Raw genomic sequence first — 16,867 nt, forward strand, 5'->3', positions numbered from 1 at the left:
CTATGCGTCCAGACACCGCTAGCCTGCGCGGGTCATGCCGAAGGCGCACGCAAATGGGATCGAGGTCCAATACGAGACGTTCGGAGATCGTGGCGCAGAGCCGCTTCTGATCCTCCGGGGGCTGTCGACTCAGCTCATCCACTGGGACCCCGACTTCTGCCGCGGTCTCGCGGACCGTGGGCACTTCGTAGTGATCTTCGACAATCGGGACGTCGGCGAGACGACCTGGTTCGATGAGGCCGGCGTCCCGGATCTCGGTGCGCTGATCGCGGGGGAGGAGATCGAACTCGCGTATCGCCTGGATGACATGGCCGACGACACAGTGGGCCTGATGGACGCCCTCGAGATCCAGACGGCCCACATCGCGGGAATCTCGATGGGTGGCATGATCGTTCAGACCGCCGCGGTGCGACACCCGTCGCGCGTCCGGAGCCTGACCTCGGTCATGTCGAGCACCGGCGGACCAGAGTTGCCGCCACCGTCGCCCGAGGCCATGCACGCGCTGATCGCGCCGGCGCCTGAAGAACGCGAGGCTTACGTGGCACACACGGTGCAGACCCAGCGGGTGATCGGAAGTCCGGGCTTCCCGTTTGACGCGGCGAGAGAGGCCGACGTCGCGGGCCGGGCGTTCGATCGTGCTTTCCATCCGGCGGGGGCCGCCCGGCAGCTCGCCGCGGTGCAGGCGCAAGGAGACCGGCGCGAGAAGCTCCGCGCGCTCGATGTTCCGACGCTGGTGATCCACGGATCCGGCGATCCTCTGATCCCTCTCGCCCACGGTCAGGACACCGCCTCCGTGATCCCGGGGGCCGAGCTTCGGGTGATCGAAGGGATGGGGCACGATATTCCCCGCGGGGCCCACGGCGAACTCATCGGTGCGATCGGTTCGCTCACCGCGCGGGTGGACGGCAGGTGAATCCGGTGGGCAGGATGGTCTTGCCTGATATCGGGGTGCCCGGCAGACTGCGAAATCCTCGACCGCGGGTGCAAGAGTCGAGTTCACCACGAGGGAGAAGCGTATGAAGCTCGGATTGTTCCTGCCGATGATCGGGGAGGCTGAAAAGCTCCGGGATTTGCTGATCACCGGCGCGACCACGGCAGAAAAGGTCGGCTTTCATTCCTTGTGGTTCCCCGAGCACGTCGTTCTCGTGGACGAGGCGCGCTCGAGGTACCCCTACTCGGCCGATGGATCCCTCGGTCTCGGCGTACAAGCCGGGATGCTCGAGCCGTTCGCCGCGATTGCCACCGCGGCGGCGGTGACAGAGCGAATCCGGCTCGGAACGGGCATCTGCCTAGTCCCGCAGAGGTCGCCGATCTACACCGCAAAGCAAGTCGCGGACTGCGATGTGTTGTCCGGTGGGCGGATCGATTTCGGTGTCGGAATTGGCTGGCTCCGGGAGGAGTTCGATGCCCTTGGCGCCGACTTCGACGAGCGGGCCCACCTTTGCCGCGAGTATCTCGCCGCCATGAACTCGCTGTGGACCGACGAGGTGTCGCAGCATCAGGGCAATCTGCTCGTCATTCCGCCCGTGCGGATGTATCCGAAGCCGATCCAGAAGCCGCATCCGCCGATCATCTTCGGGGGCGAGAGCATGAACGCGCTGCGACGTGTCGCGGATCTCGGCCAGGGCTGGTTCGGGTTCCACCTGGACCCGAAGGAGGCGGCGGAGCGTGTCCACGTTCTGAACGGCGTTCTCTCACAGCGCGGTAGACGGCCCGATTCGATCGAAGTGAGCGTCTCGCCGTACCTGAAGCCGAACCGGGACGCGGAGTCGCTCGAGGCGTACGCCGCCGCGGGCGTCGACCAGGTGATCCTCATGGCCTTCGCTTCGGAGGTCGATGCGCTGCGCGACGAGATCGAGCAACTCGCGGGGAACCTGATGGACACCGCGACTCGCCTGCAGACGACGCCCCGTCCGCACCACTAGTCAGCGACCAGACGCGGCCGTTAGGCCGACGGGTCGATGATGAGCTTCACGGTGTCGGTCTGGTTCGAGAAGCTCTCGAAGACGTTCTGAACTTCGTCGAGCTTGTGCGGGCGGTGAACCAGCGGACCGACATTGATTCTGCGTGACGCGATCGCGTCGAGAGCTTCCTCGAAGTCGTGCTGAGTGTAGGCAATCGACGGTAGGAGGGAGATGCCCCGGTTGAACCAGTGGCCGGGCGTCATCTCGGCGGGTGAGTGGTACGACGCGACCAACACGACGCGTCCTCCGACGCGGGCGAGATGCGCGGCGCGCTCGATCGACTCCGGTCGTCCGCTTGCCTCGAAGACCACCTCGGGGCCGCCGCGGGTGAGATCGCGGATTCGGTCGTCGGCTTGATCGTCCGAGGTGAACGCACCGAGCCCGAGAGCATGGGCGCCCGCGACGCGATGAGGGCGTGAGTCCGTGCCGAACACGAGTGCGCCCTTCTGGCGTGCGATGAGACCGGCGAAGAGGCCGAGCGGTCCGAGGCCGAGAACGCCGACCCGCGTCCCGGGCTTTACATCGGCGAGTTCGACCGCATGCCATGCGACGGCCAGTGGCTCGACGAGGGCGCCGAGCTGCGCTTCGAGCATTCCGGGCAAGCGTCGGAGCGAGCTCGCCGGCGCGGTGACGAGTTCTGCGAGTCCGCCCGCGCCGCCGCCACAGCCCATCATCGCAGAGAGCCCGGGCCCGCAGAGGTTCGCCTTCCCACTCGTGCAGAGCTCGCAGCGGCCGCAGTACGGGATTGGAAGCACGGCGGCTCGGTCCCCGGCGGTCCATTCGCGGACGCCTCGCCCGACTTCGACCACGGTACCGGCGAGCTCATGCCCCAGGATTGCGCCGTCTGGGAGGAGGCGACTGCTGTAGATACTGTGGTCGGTTCCGCAGAGTCCGCATGCGGACACCGACAAAACGACCGTATTCGGCTCGGGAACCGGGTCGGGGACCGTCTCGACGGAGAATCGCCCGCCGCTGAGAATAGCTGCTCGCATGGGAAGGTCGGTTCGTCCATACTCTCCTGCCACTCACTCTTCCAGCGCCTCGCCCAACGACTGCTCCAACAACCCCCGAGAAACGAACGATGCCCAGGCCCCGCGTCCGTCTCATCAGCCGACGGTTTTCTTTTTTGCCATTGACGTCCCGGATCCTTAGAATCTGAGTCTCCTGATGCGGAATGTCATGAAGCTCGGGCTCCTGGCCCTGTTGGGGGTGGCGTTCGTGTTCGGGGCGCGATTGCTGGGGCTGGACGAGTTGCTGACTCTGGATGGGATGCGCAGCTGGGTGGACTCCTGGGGCAACCTCGGGCCGGTTGCATTCATCGGGATCTGTACCCTCGGGATCGTGCTCTATCTCCCCGAGAGCTTGCTGCTCACCTTCGGCGGCGCCTTGTTCGGCGGCTGGCCTGCCTTCGTCTACGGGTGGATTGCGACCGTCATCGGCACGACCGCGACATTTCTCATCGCGCGGTATCTGGCGCGAGACTACGTCCAGCGCACGTTCGTCGAGAAGAGCGACTGGTTCGGGCGACTGGACGCGCGGTTCTCGCAGAACGGGTTTATCTGGGTCTTTCTGCTCCGCACCGTTCTCGGCCTGGCGCCCCCTCTGAATTGGGCGGTCGGCGCGACCAGCGTCCCCTTCGGCAGCTACGCCGCGGGGACCGCTCTCGGCGTGATTCCGAACGTGGCCGTCTTCGTCTACTTCGGGGGCTCCGTAGCCGTGGCGATCGAGAACGGAGACTGGCTGACCCCGCAGGTCCTGATACCTGCCGGCCTGGTGGCAGGTTTCCTCGTCGTGGGTGTGCTCGTGGGCCGACGACTCCTCAGCGAAGACGAGGCGTCGTAGCAGGTTGTTGAAGAGCTCCGGACCGAGTGAGGTCCGCCGGTTGCCCATCGGGGCGGTCGGGCGTGCCGCATCGATCCATTTCCGCGTACGGCTCTCGATTTGGGCAGTCGGAACGGGCCCGGTAGGGAGCTCCAGCCGCGCGCGCTCACAGCCGTATGTGCCGAGCAGGGCTGCGGCCACCAGCGCTCTGCCGGCGGAGGGGAAGGACCGGATTCGCCTGGATGCCATGCCAAAGGGAGGGTCATCAATTCGACGGTGTGGCATGATTCTGACAGGGGGCGGAAAGGTTTGCCGCCTGGTCCTTCGGTATCGCCTCCAAGTTCTTTAGCGATTTCGGGCTCTGACCCTCCTGTTCCAAGTTGGAACGGATCTGGCTTTGTGTGCCGGTGGGGACCGCATGGGGACGGTCCTATGACCATTGAGGCGCCAGAGCCCGGACGGAGTCCGCCACCCAGGCTCGGCGCAGGATAGGAGAGGACGATGCGGGCAACGGCTTCGGCACGAGGAATGACGGCGATGGCGACCACGAGTGAGGCGGTCATCGGCTCGATTGCGGCTTCGACACACGCGGAGCGAACGGGCAGCAACGCCCGCAAGGCCCACGCTGGCACGCGAGGGAGTACCCGCTCGAATGCCACGGCCACCCGCGGCGAGCCCAAGCGCGCCTCCACGCGAGCGACGTCCGCGAAGGCGAAAACCGCCATTCACTACCCGGAAGAAGAAGTGAAGAACCACCTGCCGCTGGTCCGCCAGGTCGTCCAGCGCATGCTTGCTCGTAAGCCCCCCGAGATCCCGACCGAGGACCTCATAAGCTGGGGTACCATCGGCCTTCTTGACGCAATGCGTAAGTACGATTCGAAGCGCGAAGCCTCCTTCGCCACGTATGCGCAGTACCGGATCCGCGGCTCGATTCTGGACTTCCTCCGCCGCTGCGACTGGTTGCCGCGGAGCATCCGTCAGAAGTCGCACGACATGGAGGCCGCGACCCTGCGCCTCGAGCGCCGCTTCGGACGCCCCCCGGGCGACGAGGAAATCGCCAAGGAGATGGACCTCTCCCTCGGCGAGTACGCGAGCACGGTCGCGGCGCTCGGATCGTCCACGATGATCGCCCCCGGCGATCTGGCCTTCGGCCGCGGGGAGGAAGTTCTGACCGATGACCACGAGTTCTCGGACTCGGGCGATCACGGTCCCATGAAGAACGTACTCCAAAAGGAGCGCGTCGTGATCCTCGGCCGGGCCATCGAAGCCCTGCCCGAGAAGGAACGGATCGTCGTCTCGTTGTACTACTCCGAGGGCCTTACGATGAGGGAGATGGCGGATGCCATGCACCTGACCGAGGGCCGGATTTCGCAGCTCCACAGCCAGGCCATGGGCCGTCTGCGCAAGGTTCTGGCCGACACTCGGCCGGAGATCGCCTTCGATAACTGAGAATTCGGACTGCCTGGGCCAGATATGGCCCAGGCGTCTCTCCAAATAGAGCGTCGCCGCGCTAAACTTGTCTCGGTTTCCGACCGATGAAGCTTGAGATGCGCACGCGGCGTACAGAATTGTCCGGCTGGCAAGACCCTGAAAACGAGAGCTGCGAGTCCGCCACGGACCGGCCCCCGGAGAACGCCCTGGAGGCTGCCGCGGCCCGTGCCGTTCGGGTCGGAGAGCTCCGCCGTGCCCTGGCTGCCGGGACCTATCGCCCCGATGCCGGGAAGGTCGCTCAGGCCCTCCTGAAGTCCCTCACGCGTCTCGCCCTCTTCGGCGACGACCACTGAATCTCCCCGCCTTGCGTGGCGGGTAAGGCGACGGTAGCCGGAGAGGAATGGCCGGTTCCGATAGATTTCTCGTGGGTTGCGCGCAGATGTGCGTCTCCGACGACAAGAACCGGAACCTGAGCGCCGCCGAACGGCTCGTCTCTGATGCGGCTCGTCGCGGCGCCCGGCTGGTCGTACTGCCCGAGATGTTTCTGTGGCGGGGCCCGGAGAACGACATTCCGGCAGCAGCGGAGACCCTCGACGGTCCGTCGGTCGCTCGCCTGGCCGCCCTCGCCCAGAGTACGAGTGTCACCCTGGTCGCCGGCTCGTTCTACGAGCGCTGCGCGAGTGGTGGCCTGCCGTTCAACACGACGGTGGTGTTCGGCCCCGACGGGGGCCGGCTCGGAGTCTATCGCAAGATTCATCTCTTCGACGTTTCGATTCCGGGCCGGGTCGAGGCTCGTGAATCGGACCGGATGCGCGCGGGGGACGACGTCACCTGCGTCGACACGCCGCTCGGTCGGCTCGGCCTCAGCATCTGTTACGACCTGCGGTTCCCGGAGCTCTACCGCCGGCTCGCCGGCGACGGTGCGACGATGGTCTGCGTACCGTCTGCATTCACGCACGCGACGGGCGCGGCGCACTGGGAAGTTCTGCTCCGCGCCCGCGCGATCGAAAATCAGATCTACGTGATCGCGCCCAATCAGGTCGGACCGACGAAGGACGGCCCCCAGGTGTGGGGAGGATCGTCCATCATCGATCCCTGGGGTGCAGTGCTCGCGCGCGCGTCCGACGTCGAGACCGTCATCACCGCGGAGATCGACCCGCAGCACCAGGCCGACGTTCGCGCCGGGCTCCCGTGCGCGCAGCACGCCCGACTCACGTCGGGTGGAGAATTGAAAAATCGTGTCGCTTCGTGATCCGAAAGCACCGGTGAAGCCGTTCTTCCGCGTGGTCACGCCTGCGGAAGCGCGGGAGTCGTTCGGGCGGGTGGGCAGTGTCGGCCGTGAGACCGTTCGGGTCGAGGAGTGCGCTGGACGAGTGCTGGCGGAGACGCTCTACGTGCCCGAGGATCAGCCGAGCTTCGACCGCGCGCACATGGACGGCTACGCCGTGCGCGCGCGAGACACATTCGGCGCGTCCTCCTCGATCCCGACGTACTTGAAGCTCTCCGGTGCGGTGGAGATGGGTAAGGCGCCGGAAGCCGCGTTGCGCCGTGGATGCGCGATGCGCATCGCGACCGGCGGGATGCTCCCCGAAGGCGCCGATTCTGTCGTGATGATCGAGTACACCGAGGAAGTCGCGGGCGGTCAGGTCGAGGTCCAGAAGTCGGTATCGCCCTGGGAGCACGTGATCCGGATCGGCGAGGACATCGCGGCAGGTGCGGAGGTCTTTCCGGTCGGTCGGCGTCTGCGTCCGCGCGACGTCGGTGCCCTCACGGGAATCGGCGTGACGTCCGTGCCGGTTTACGCGCGGCCTCGCGTCGCGCTGATCGGGACCGGCGACGAGGTCGTCGATCCCGCGACGACGCCGAAGCCGGGTCAGGTGCGCAACGTAAATCAGTACTCGCTCTGCGCGATGGCGTCCGACGCCGGCGCCGACGTGCACGACCTCGGGGTCTGCCCCGATGAGCCGGAGACCTTCGAGCGGCTCCTCCATCAGGGCTTGGCGGAAGCGGACGCGGTCTGGGTCTCCGGTGGAAGCTCGGTCGGTACGAAGGACATGACTCTCGACGTCATCGCCCGCGTTCCCGGCAGTGAGATCGTGTTTCACGGGATCTCGGTCGCGCCGGGGAAGCCGACGATTCTGGCGCTGGTCGAACGCGCGGATGGCGGGGTTCTCCCGATTCTCGGTCTCCCCGGACACCCGGTGAGTGCACTGGTGATCGGGGATGTCTTCGGGGTGCCGCTCCTGCGTTGCCAAGGGGGTGAGCCCGCGTCCATCGCGTTCTCGCCGCGGAGCACGAAGAGAGCTCGCCTCGCGCGAAATATCGATTCGTCGCCGGGGCGTGAAGACTACGTTCGCGTGCGCTTGCGCGGCGAGGCGGGGGAGAGTCTGGCGGAGCCGCTGCCCGGCAAGTCCGGCGCCGTCTTTTCGCTGGTACACGCCGACGGGTACGTCGTGGTCGACTTGAACCGCGAGGGCATTGAAGCCGGCGAAGAGATCGAGGTCGTTCTCTTCTGAAGGAGGGTCGCCATGGGGCGTAAGCGCTATCTCAACAAGCAGCCGCTCGAAACGGCCCGGTCGGCGCTCCTCGCGGCGACGCGGCGGCTCACCACGAGTGAAGTGGTGCCCGTCGACAACGCACTCGGCCGGATTACGGCGGAGGCGATCTTCGCGAAGAGCAGCGTGCCGCACTACCATGGCGCCGCGATGGACGGGATCGCGCTTCGGGCCGAGGATACGTTCGGTGCGAGCGAAGGGCGGCCCATCACGTTCGAGCACGGCACGCCGGAATCGGCTGAGCGGCCGTTCACGTACGTTGATACGGGCAACGCGCTCCCGCCATGGGCGAACGCGGTCGTGATGATCGAGCGTGTTTTTTCGGGCGACGCGCCCGAGGGAAGCGCCGCGCCCATGGGCAGCGCTCCGGCCGTGAGCGCGGACGATGGATGCTGCGACACCGAGACTCCCGAAGAACACGCCGGACACAGCCACGGCGATGCCGCGTTCGCTTCGGAGCCGGTGGATGGGACGAGCGCGCAGACGATTCATCTGCGCGGCGCTTCGGGGCCCTGGCAGCACGTGCGTCTCGTGGGCGAGGACGTCGTGGCCAGCGAGCCTCTCCTGCCGCGAGGGCACCGCGTGCGGCCGTACGACATCGGCGCTCTTCTTGCGGCGGGCGTGCACGAGGCCGCGGTTCGTCCGCGGCCGGTCGTTGCGATTCTGCCTACTGGCGATGAGCTGATTCAGCCTGGGGACGAGCTCCAGGCGGGTCGGGTGATCGAGTTCAACTCGCGGATGATCGCCGCCTTCGTCCGGGAATGGGGCGGCGAGCCTCTGCGCCTGGACCCGGTACGAGACGATCTCGACGAGATCCGGGCTCGGATCGGCGCCGGCCTCGCTGAAGCGGATGTGCTCTGCATCATTGCGGGCTCGTCGGCGGGCCAACACGATTTCACCGTCGAGGCGTTGTCCGGGTTCGGAGAGATCCTGGCCCACGGGATCGACGTGATGCCCGGCAAGCCCGCGAGCATCATGGCCGCGAAGGACTCACCGCGTGCGAGCGTCGCGATCGGCGTTCCCGGGTACCCGGTGTCGGCGGCCGTCATCTGCCGCGAACTGCTCGAGCCGCTGCTCTCCCACCTCGTCGGTACCGGGGTTCCCGATCGGCCCACTGTGAGGGCGATCGTTCCGCGGAAGTTGCCGTCCCGGCTCGGTCAGGAAGAGTTCGTGCGGGTGACGGTCGGCAAGGTCGCCGACCGTTTGATCGTGAGCCCGCTCGCGCGCGGCGCCGGTGCGATCACGACGATGGTGAAGGCGGACGGATTCGTGCGCGTTCCGCCGCTCGTGGAAGGTCTCAACGCGGGCGAGGACGTCGACGTCGAGCTTCTGCGTCCCTTGCAAGACGTTCTGGGCACGATCGTCGTGACCGGCAGCCACGATCTCACGCTTGGTGTGCTCGAGGACGTGCTGAAGTCGGAGCATCCCAACTACAAGCTCGCGACCAGTTCGGTCGGGAGCCTCTCAGGCTTGCTCACGCTCGGCCGCGGAGAGGCGCACCTCGCGGCAACGCATCTGCTCGATCCGGACACCGGCGTCTACAACCTGCCCGACATCGAACGGCTTCTCGAAGACGTACCCGTCGTGACGGTGAACCTGGTCGTACGAGAGCAGGGGCTCATCGTTCCGCCCGGCAATCCGCTGGGGCTCGAGAAGATCTCGGATCTCGCGCGGGAACGTGTGCGCTTCGTGAACCGGCAGTCCGGCGCGGGCACTCGCGTACTGCTCGACTATCTTCTCGAGCGGGACGACATCGACCCCGACGCGATCGTCGGGTACGAGCGCGAGGAGTTCACGCACATGTCGGTGGCGGTCGCGGTTCGCAGCGGCCTCGTCGACGTGGGGCTCGGAGTGCAGTCGGCGGCGGTCGCTCTCGGCCTGGACTTCGTTCCGGTCGAGCGGGAGGACTACGATCTCGTTCTGCGCGCCGACTTCGCGGAGAGCGCCGCCGGCAAGGCTCTTCTGAGCGTGATCGGCGGAGCGGCCTTCCGGGCCGCAGTGGAGAAGCTCTCGGGCTACGACACCTCGCGAACCGGCCAACAAAAGTAGATTTTCTCCCGGCTCCGAAAGTTCTCGCCAACGCACTCACTCCAAAAGCCGGAGGGCAGGAAGGATGGAGACGCACGGCTTCTTCTCGATCTTTGCCGTCGACATTCCGATTCCGGCGAAGAGCCACTCGATCAAGCGGGACCAGAACAACGGCTACGTTGCGCACCTCGCGAAGCTGACGGCGCGCCCGGCCTCGAAGACGGTGCCCGTTGCGCTTCCCGCCGCCCGCGGGACGGCGGACCCGACGATCACTGGGGCGACGCTTCGCTTTTGCAGGCTCGCGGACGGTTCTTCCTGGTCGAGCGTCTCGCTTCCTGCAGCGAACTGGCGTGGCCTGGGCTTCCCCGCCGGGAGCAAGGGCTACCGGTACAGGGGCGATGGAACCCTCGCCGACCCGTGCCGGTCGGTGACCCTGCGGGGCCGGGTCATCAAAGTGACCTGCAAGGGGGCGGGCGCCTCCGATGCGCCGGCGCCCTAAAGCCTTCCGGTCAGCTCGGCCGGCGCCGGGTTCGAACTGGTCGTCGGTACCGATCGATACTGCGCCGAGTCGTCGGCGAATACGGCCGCGCTCATCAAGAAGAACAGCGCCGTGACGGGACTCTTCAAAGCGACTCGGGCGAACGCGCCAGCGAGTTGCCCGAGACGCCCGCCCCGCCCCCTTCCCCGACGCCGCCCTACGGTTCGACGTCGAAGGCGTTCGTCGCGGGGCGGGTGACGTTGTTGCGCTGATCCGAGCGCGATAGGGAGAGCAGTGGCACCCGGACGGCCGGTGCCGTACCAGCTCTCCTTGGACGAAACGACGCAGACACGTGCCGCGCGGGCGATCGCGCTGCTCGTCATCGGAATCGGAGTTCTCGTGGCCTGCTCCGGCCTCGAGCGGCTGAATACGTGGTATCTGGCGAGCGATCAGTACGCGTTCCTTACGCTCGCCGAAGACCTTCGCGACGGTCGTCTCACCCGCACGGATCCCCTGTACGACTTCATGCCGGAGTGGAAGAAGGGCTCGTTCGACGCCCTCTCGCAGACCTACCATTTCCGCCAAGGGACTCTGCACTCGCGATACCCTCCCGGCTTCTCGGCGATGCTGGCTGTCGCGGGAGCAGCGTTCGGAGAACGGGGGCAGCATGGGCTCAATCCCCTGCTCTATTTGATCGTCTTCGCGGTCCTGGCGCGGCTCAGCTACGTCGTGCTGAAGGAGGTGGACGTCGTCGTGGCGTACGGCGCGTCGGCGGCAGTGGTCTGGCTTCTTCTCCTCCTCCCGACCGACGTTCATCTGTGGGGCATTACCGTTGCGCGCGATCTGCCGGCGCATCTGTTCGGGCTCCTCGCGCTTTGGGCAGCCGTGGGTAGGCGCTTCGGGCTTGCGGGATTCGCGCTCGGTGTGTCGTGCATCGTGCGCCCGGACTCGGCGCTGTATGTCGTTTCCCTGGGTGCGGTCGCACTCGTGCGCGGCGGTGTCTTGGCCGCCGCGGCGTGGGGCGCCGTCGGATTTGTTCTCGGGTCGTGGCCGTTGTTCGCCTACAACTGGGCGGTGTTGGGCCATCCGTTCTCGTTCACCCAGGGGTCGGAGTTCACGTGGTTCTTCGCCGCGTTGTCTCCGTTCGCATCCGTCGCGCATGCGGCGAACTTCGTCGTGCCCGCCGGGGGCGGGTTTCGAGCGGTGCACTTCTCGCGGACGATGGCCGGCAACCTCGAGCTGCTCGCGGGCTCGTTCGGGTGGTTCGCGTTGCCTGCGCTCGTGGCGGTGGGCTGGGGTCTCGTCCGCGCCCGAGTGCTGGTCGCGGCTTTTGTGCCGTACGCGATCGTCGCGACGATCTTCTACGGATTCTGGGGTCATCCGGATCCGCGCTACCTCGCGGGCGTCTCGCTCTGCTTGATGTCCCTCGTCGTCGCCGGGGTGGTCGTAGCGTGTCGCCGGGCGGCGGATCCGGCCTCGTCGACGCTGTGGCGAGTCGGGGCTCTCCTGGTTCTCGCTGCAGTCGTCCTGCGGACGTCCTTCGACGTGACGCTTCTGGACCTCCCGATGCCCACGCGGAGCGTGGTCGCGCTCTCGATTCTGACGGGCCTGTGCGCGTTGTTGGCGCTTCGGAACTCGCTGACGGACCGCCTTCGGCTCCTCGCTCCCATGGGAGTGCCGGTGCTGCTGATGGTTCTGGCGCTCGTTGAGGTCTTGGGGGGGACGGGAAGGCGGGACCCGTATTCGCGCGAGCAGGTCGCGCGAGCGAAGGGTGCCGTCGAAGCAGTCATGCCGGCAGGTTCGATCGTGATCACATCGCCGGCGCTCGGGCGCCCGGCCGAGAACATCACGCACTACACGGGCGTCCGAGCGGTCTACGCGACCGAGCTCGCGATGTTCGGGGTGCACCCAGGGCACGCCCCGTTGTTCCACAAGCTTCGTGGGCGGCGGGTGTTCTTCCTCCTGCCACCGCGAGTCACGAGCGCGGTGGCCGCAATGCCGCCGACCCTCCGCACGAAGGTCGTCCGCCGGATCCCCCCGAACGCCGGCCTCGACTGGTTTCTCAATCCGAGGAAGGCGCGCGGTGGCGCGGTCCTCCATGAGGTGGAGTTCGCCGACTCGTTCCTGCCGTTCGTCGAGGCGTACCGAAGTCGGGAAGACGCGTCTCCGCCGCAGGAGTGAGTCGGCTCAGTCCTCGACGTAGCCGAGAGCGCGCAGACTTTCGCGCAGCTTGCCTTTGGCCTCGAGCATCGGGTCGGGCGAGGTCGCCGCGACCAGAGACGACGGCCCGGCGGCGAGGAGTCGGTCACGCACGGTGATTGCGCTCGCGCCGCCGCTCGCCAGAAGGTTTCGGTTCTCGCCTGGGTCGACCGAGACGTCGAAGAGGAAGTCGCCGTCCGGGGCTGGCAGGAGATACTTCTTCTTGCTGGTGTTGCGGTGTTGGTAGAGCACGAAGCGCCCGTCGCGGTAGACGCGGGTCCCGCCGGGGCCTTCGGTGTACGCAACCTCGCGGTTCGGGCTCGCGGCAAACAAGTCCGCGACCTGCGGGAGCGCCGGCCCGTCACCTGCCTTGGCGCCGAAGTGCGTGAGTAGGGTGTGGTAGATGTCGGTCGTCGTCACCGGGAACGCCGCGCGTTCCGGCTCGTGCGTGCCGGGAGGGAAGAGGACGATCAGCGGGATGTGCTGCTCTTCGGATCGCGAGAGATAGCCGTGCCCCCAGAATCCGCGCTCGAAGAGGCCCTCGCCGTGATCCGAAGTCAGGATGACGATGGTGTCGTCGCGGAGTCCGGTGCGGTCGAGCTCGGCGAACAACTCGCCCATCGCGCGGTCGAACCGGCGGATCTGGCCGTCGTAGTGCGCGACGAGCTCGTCCACGTCCTCCTCGCCGAACCAATCCTCGAGGTCTTCGGTGCGCCACTTGAGCCACTTCCCGTCCGGCTTGAGGGCGGCGCCTTGCTTGACGCGATCCTTACGGTCGTAGTCGGGGTCGCCGAACTTCGCGAGGTCGCGGGGCTTCGCACGATAGGCCATGTGCGTGTCCATGTAGTGCAGGTACAGGAGCCAGGGCTGGCGCTTGGGTGCGCTGAGTTCGCGTAGGAAGTCCGTCGCGATGGCGTTGACCTCGCCTGCGGGGACGTACGGTGGCCGTCTCCGTTGTCGCAAGCGCTTCCAGTCGTCCCAGCTGAAGAACCGGCGGAACCCCTGGTCGAAGCCGGTCCGTTTGCTGACGTAGGGACTCGCCGAAACGCCGTAGCTGCGCACACCGACCTGATCGAGCCGTTCGGCCAGCGTGGTCGCCCGATCGACGAGGCCGCCCTTCCAGCGAAAGCCATTCTTGCCGGTCGGCTGCGTGAAAAGCCGTTTGGAGACGAGGGTGGAATACGGGAGTCCCGTGAACAGGTTCGAGATGCTCGGCCACGTGAAGCTGTAATGGGAGAAGGCGTTCTCGTAGACGATGCTCGAGTCGCCGAGGCTCGCGAGGAACGGCGTGGTCGGTTTCCCGTAGCCGTACGCTTGGAGGTTCTCAGCCCGTAGCGAGTCGCTGACGACGATCACGACGTTCATCGGCCCGCTGGGTGTCGTGGGCCGAATCGCGATCATGACGGCTCCCAGGACGGCGAGAAGTACGCCGATCCGTAGGGACAGATTCGCCAGACCGGACGCCATCGCCTGTCTGAACCATGGGGGTCGGCCCGGGTGCAACCTGCGCGGCGGGGTTCAGGCCTGACCTTCGTTGTACGACAGCAGTGCAGGCAGCACGACGAGGGCGGCGAGCAGGGCGGTGGCGATGACGACAGCCGAGACGAGCCCGAAACTCGCGATGCTCTTCCAGGGGGAGAGGAGCAGGAGCAAGAATCCGATGGCGAGAGCGACCGAGGTTCCGATGATCGCGCGCCCGGTTTCCGCGAGGGCGAGGCGCCCGGCTTCGGCACTCGACCGGCCGGCAGCCCTCCCACGGCGAAACGCGCCCAGGAAGTGAATCGCATCGTCGACGGCGATCCCGAGAACTACGGCCGCGACCATCGCGCTTCCCACGTCGAGGGGCACGCCGAGCGCCCCCATCGTCCCGAGGGTCACGAGGATCGGGAGGAGTGTGGGGACCATGGCGAGCGCACCGTCGCGGATCGACCGCAGGAAGCCCGAGACGACGGCGAAGATGATCAAGGCGGCGAGGCCGAAGCTCCGAAGCTGGGTCGTTCGGATTTCGTCGATCATGACCTGCACGACGGCGAGCGGTCCCGTGATGGTCATCGACCATCCCGCCGGAAGCTCTTGCGCAACGCGGGTCCGCACGTCTGCGAGAACGGCACGGAGGCGATCCTGCGGAAGCTTTGCGGCTTCGATGCTGATCCGCAGATCGCCCGTATCCGGGCTTCGGAGGAGATCGATCACCCCGCGGTCTGCGTTGCGCAGAAGACGCCGCAGCGACGCCACGTGTTGCGCCGCGTCGCCTGCCGAGAGGTCCAGTTCCTCGCGATGTGCGATGCGATTCAAGCGGCGCATCGGGTCGAGGAGGGATCGGGATCGTCCGAGGCCGTCGAGTCCGTCGAGCGAGGTCTTGATCCGCGAGGTCGCGCGAAGCCCGGGCAGCAGGGTGTCGCTCTGGCCCGTTGGCGGCTCGATGGCGATCTCAAGGGTGTCGGGCTGGCGCAGTACGCGGGCCACGGTCTCGGACCAGCGGACGACCTGACTGTCCTCGCCGTAGAGGTCTTCGAAACTTGCGTCCACGTGGAGCGAACGGAGCCCGAGGAGGGACAGCAAGGCTGCCCCCGCCGCCACGGTCAGGATAGCGGCGGGGCGCTCATGGGAGAAGCGGGCGAGCGCATCGAGGCTCTTGTGCCATTTGCCGGCGAGCTCCGGAGCGACGAGCCACTCCCGTGGGACGCGCAGGACGAGCAAGGGGAGGAGCGTGAAGGTCAGGACGAGTGCTGCGATCACCCCGAAACTCGCTAGGATCCCGAAGCGGGCGATGCTCTCGAGCGGGCTCGTCGCGAGAGAGGCAAAGCCGGCCGCCGTCGTGACCGTCGTCATGATGCAGGGGGGACCGACGTCCCGGCTGGCGGCGAGGATCGCGTCGGGAACCGGTCGTTCGTCGTAGGCGAGGATTCTCGCGACGAGATGGATCGCGTCGCAGACGCCCACGACGAGAAGGAGTGGCGCAAGCGCCTGCGTCAGGCTGTTCTGCGGCCAACCGAGCCATCCCATCAGGCCGAAGGTCCACGCGACCGCGATCCCGGTTGCGATGAGTGAGGCGGCGACGGCCGCGACGGAGCGAAACGCGAAGTACAAGACGAGGCCGACCAGCGCGACCATGAAGGGAACGATGCGCGCCATGTTCCGCTCGAGTTCGTCGCCGGCGACGACGAACTCTACGGGGCCTCCGACGAGATGAAAGACGAAGCCCGCGTCCTCGTGCGGCGCGAGCGCCCCTTTGAGTGCCGCGAGCGCGCTCCGATTGCTCGCGCTGTCGGAACTCTCCAGGTGCAGGAGGATTGCGCCTGAGCGTCCGTCTTCGGAGATCAATTGCCCGAGCCACAGCGGATCTTCGCGTGCGAGCCGCGTGAGGCGTTCCAGGTCGCGCGCCGGTTTGCCTTCAGGTGCGAGCCGGCGGGCCCGAGGCAGGCCGAGGATCTCGTTCACCACGAGCGGGCTCGTCGCCGGGCTGTCGACCCTCGTGATGCCGTCCGCGTTCGCGAGGGAGGAGGCGACGTCGTGGGCCATCGTGAGGGAGGCGATGTCGAGCGCCTGCTCGCACGGGGAGTCTTCGCACGTCCACACCGCGACGAGGGGGAGGCCGCCACCGAACCGTTCGACGAATCCGTCGAACTCGGCGACGGTCGGGTGGCCGTGTCCGAGGAAGGCGCGGTAGCCCACTTCGGTGGTCAGCCGTAATATGCCGGCAGTCAGTCCGAGCGTCGCGAGCAAGAGGAGGGAGGCCACGACGGCGGGGCGCCGCAAGGTCGCGGCGGCCAGGCGCGCGGCGATCACGCGTGCATACGCGGCATCTCGGGGGACGCCGCGAGCACCTCCGCCTCGTATTCGGCCAGCTCGCGGAGTCGGCCCCGGATCTCGATGTCGGGCTCGATCACTCGCGCCAGGTCCACGTAGGTCTGGTGGTGACGCGCTTCGCTCGCGAGAAGACCGGTGTACAGTTCCTTTAGGGCCGGCTCCTCGAGCGCGTCGGCCAGAAGCTTCATCCGCTCGCAGCTGCGCGCCTCGATCAGCGATAGGCAGAGGAGCACGTCCACCGCGCGTTCCGGCTCGTTCGGGCGGATCGCCTTCATCAGCTCACCGGCGTACGGACTCGGGAGCTGGCGATAGAACTTGATGCCGAGGCGGTCCAGGTGGCTGAGCACCAACTCGAAATGCTCGAGCTCTTCACGAGCGAGCTGGGAAAGTGGCTCGAGGAGCGCTCGACGCTCGGGGTAGCGGAAGAGCAAGCTCACCGCGGTCGAGGCCGCCTTCTTCTCGCAATGCGCGTGGTCGATCAGGACTTCGTCCAGACCGACCAGCGCACGCGAGATCCAACCGGGATCGGTTGGTTTTGCTAGATTGAGCACAGGAGGGACGAGGTTCGTCCCGCTCCGTTT

Annotated in this window: 14 protein-coding genes; 10 read left to right on the forward strand and 4 right to left on the reverse strand. The window is 66.9% G+C overall.

The features are described from left to right. Positions 1-34 precede the first annotated feature (34 nt). Both P8R42_28215 and P8R42_28220 read left to right on the forward strand, forming a co-directional pair. Positions 35-913: an alpha/beta fold hydrolase gene (locus P8R42_28215; GenBank protein MDG2308482.1), complete on the forward strand. Its 879-nt coding sequence runs from the start codon at positions 35-37 to the stop codon at positions 911-913. A gap of 103 nt (positions 914-1,016) precedes the next feature. Next, positions 1,017-1,925 (forward strand): LLM class F420-dependent oxidoreductase, encoded by a 909-nt coding sequence (locus tag P8R42_28220; protein MDG2308483.1) that lies wholly within the window; start codon positions 1,017-1,019, stop codon positions 1,923-1,925. Between the two features lie 20 nt (positions 1,926-1,945). On the opposite strand, the gene P8R42_28225 is transcribed toward P8R42_28220, so the two are convergent. Next, positions 1,946-2,956, reverse strand: a complete 1,011-nt coding sequence (locus P8R42_28225) for an alcohol dehydrogenase catalytic domain-containing protein (GenBank protein MDG2308484.1) — start codon at positions 2,954-2,956, stop codon at positions 1,946-1,948. A 187-nt stretch (positions 2,957-3,143) separates the two neighbouring features. On the opposite strand from P8R42_28225, the gene P8R42_28230 reads away from it, so the two are divergent. The 8 genes from P8R42_28230 (at position 3,144) to P8R42_28265 (ending at position 12,458) form a co-directional block, all read left to right on the forward strand. Further along, entirely contained in the window at positions 3,144-3,806 is a 663-nt protein-coding gene (locus P8R42_28230; protein ID MDG2308485.1) for a VTT domain-containing protein, read from the forward strand. Between the two features lie 516 nt (positions 3,807-4,322). Further along, the gene (locus P8R42_28235) at positions 4,323-5,234 is read left to right on the forward strand and encodes a FliA/WhiG family RNA polymerase sigma factor (protein ID MDG2308486.1); all 912 of its coding nucleotides are present in this window, start codon (positions 4,323-4,325) and stop codon (positions 5,232-5,234) included. Between the two features lie 98 nt (positions 5,235-5,332). Beyond that, on the forward strand, positions 5,333-5,569 hold the full coding sequence (locus tag P8R42_28240) for a flagellar biosynthesis anti-sigma factor FlgM (protein MDG2308487.1): 237 nt from the start codon (positions 5,333-5,335) through the stop codon (positions 5,567-5,569). Positions 5,570-5,616: 47 nt separating this feature from the next. Then, entirely contained in the window at positions 5,617-6,468 is an 852-nt protein-coding gene (locus P8R42_28245; GenBank protein MDG2308488.1) for a carbon-nitrogen hydrolase family protein, read from the forward strand. Beyond that, a complete protein-coding gene (locus tag P8R42_28250) occupies positions 6,455-7,732 on the forward strand; it encodes a molybdopterin molybdotransferase MoeA (GenBank protein ID MDG2308489.1) in 1,278 nt (425 codons plus the stop codon). The genes P8R42_28245 and P8R42_28250 overlap by 14 nt, the downstream gene beginning before the upstream one ends. Before the next feature lie 12 nt (positions 7,733-7,744). Next, positions 7,745-9,820, forward strand: coding sequence for a molybdopterin biosynthesis protein (locus P8R42_28255; protein MDG2308490.1), 2,076 nt, complete (start codon positions 7,745-7,747; stop codon positions 9,818-9,820). A 64-nt stretch (positions 9,821-9,884) separates the two neighbouring features. Further along, positions 9,885-10,298, forward strand: coding sequence for a hypothetical protein (locus tag P8R42_28260; GenBank protein ID MDG2308491.1), 414 nt, complete (start codon positions 9,885-9,887; stop codon positions 10,296-10,298). 273 nt (positions 10,299-10,571) lie between these two features. Further along, positions 10,572-12,458: a hypothetical protein gene (locus P8R42_28265; GenBank protein ID MDG2308492.1), complete on the forward strand. Its 1,887-nt coding sequence runs from the start codon at positions 10,572-10,574 to the stop codon at positions 12,456-12,458. Between the two features lie 6 nt (positions 12,459-12,464). On the opposite strand, the gene P8R42_28270 is transcribed toward P8R42_28265, so the two are convergent. Genes P8R42_28270 through P8R42_28280 form a run of 3 tightly spaced genes read right to left on the reverse strand, consistent with a single transcriptional unit; the run spans position 12,465 to position 16,837 of the window. Then, a complete protein-coding gene (locus P8R42_28270) occupies positions 12,465-13,943 on the reverse strand; it encodes a sulfatase (protein MDG2308493.1) in 1,479 nt (492 codons plus the stop codon). 51 nt (positions 13,944-13,994) lie between these two features. After that, positions 13,995-16,265 (reverse strand): MMPL family transporter, encoded by a 2,271-nt coding sequence (locus P8R42_28275; GenBank protein MDG2308494.1) that lies wholly within the window; start codon positions 16,263-16,265, stop codon positions 13,995-13,997. After that, positions 16,262-16,837: a tRNA-(ms[2]io[6]A)-hydroxylase gene (locus P8R42_28280; GenBank protein MDG2308495.1), complete on the reverse strand. Its 576-nt coding sequence runs from the start codon at positions 16,835-16,837 to the stop codon at positions 16,262-16,264. Before P8R42_28280 ends, P8R42_28275 begins: the two co-directional genes overlap by 4 nt. Positions 16,838-16,867 lie beyond the last annotated feature (30 nt).

It is taken from the genome of Candidatus Binatia bacterium (genome assembly GCA_029243485.1).
Classification (GTDB): Bacteria; Desulfobacterota; Binatia; order UBA12015; family UBA12015; genus VGTG01.

Coding starts and splice junctions, on each gene's coding strand:
- P8R42_28215 (MDG2308482.1), top strand. CDS start 35: ATGCCGAAGGCGCACGCAAATGGGATCGAGGTCCAATACGAGACGTTC.
- P8R42_28220 (MDG2308483.1), top strand. CDS start 1,017: ATGAAGCTCGGATTGTTCCTGCCGATGATCGGGGAGGCTGAAAAGCTC.
- P8R42_28225 (MDG2308484.1), bottom strand. CDS start 2,956: ATGCGAGCAGCTATTCTCAGCGGCGGGCGATTCTCCGTCGAGACGGTC.
- P8R42_28230 (MDG2308485.1), top strand. CDS start 3,144: ATGAAGCTCGGGCTCCTGGCCCTGTTGGGGGTGGCGTTCGTGTTCGGG.
- P8R42_28235 (MDG2308486.1), top strand. CDS start 4,323: ATGGCGACCACGAGTGAGGCGGTCATCGGCTCGATTGCGGCTTCGACA.
- P8R42_28240 (MDG2308487.1), top strand. CDS start 5,333: ATGCGCACGCGGCGTACAGAATTGTCCGGCTGGCAAGACCCTGAAAAC.
- P8R42_28245 (MDG2308488.1), top strand. CDS start 5,617: ATGGCCGGTTCCGATAGATTTCTCGTGGGTTGCGCGCAGATGTGCGTC.
- P8R42_28255 (MDG2308490.1), top strand. CDS start 7,745: ATGGGGCGTAAGCGCTATCTCAACAAGCAGCCGCTCGAAACGGCCCGG.
- P8R42_28260 (MDG2308491.1), top strand. CDS start 9,885: ATGGAGACGCACGGCTTCTTCTCGATCTTTGCCGTCGACATTCCGATT.
- P8R42_28270 (MDG2308493.1), bottom strand. CDS start 13,943: ATGGCGTCCGGTCTGGCGAATCTGTCCCTACGGATCGGCGTACTTCTC.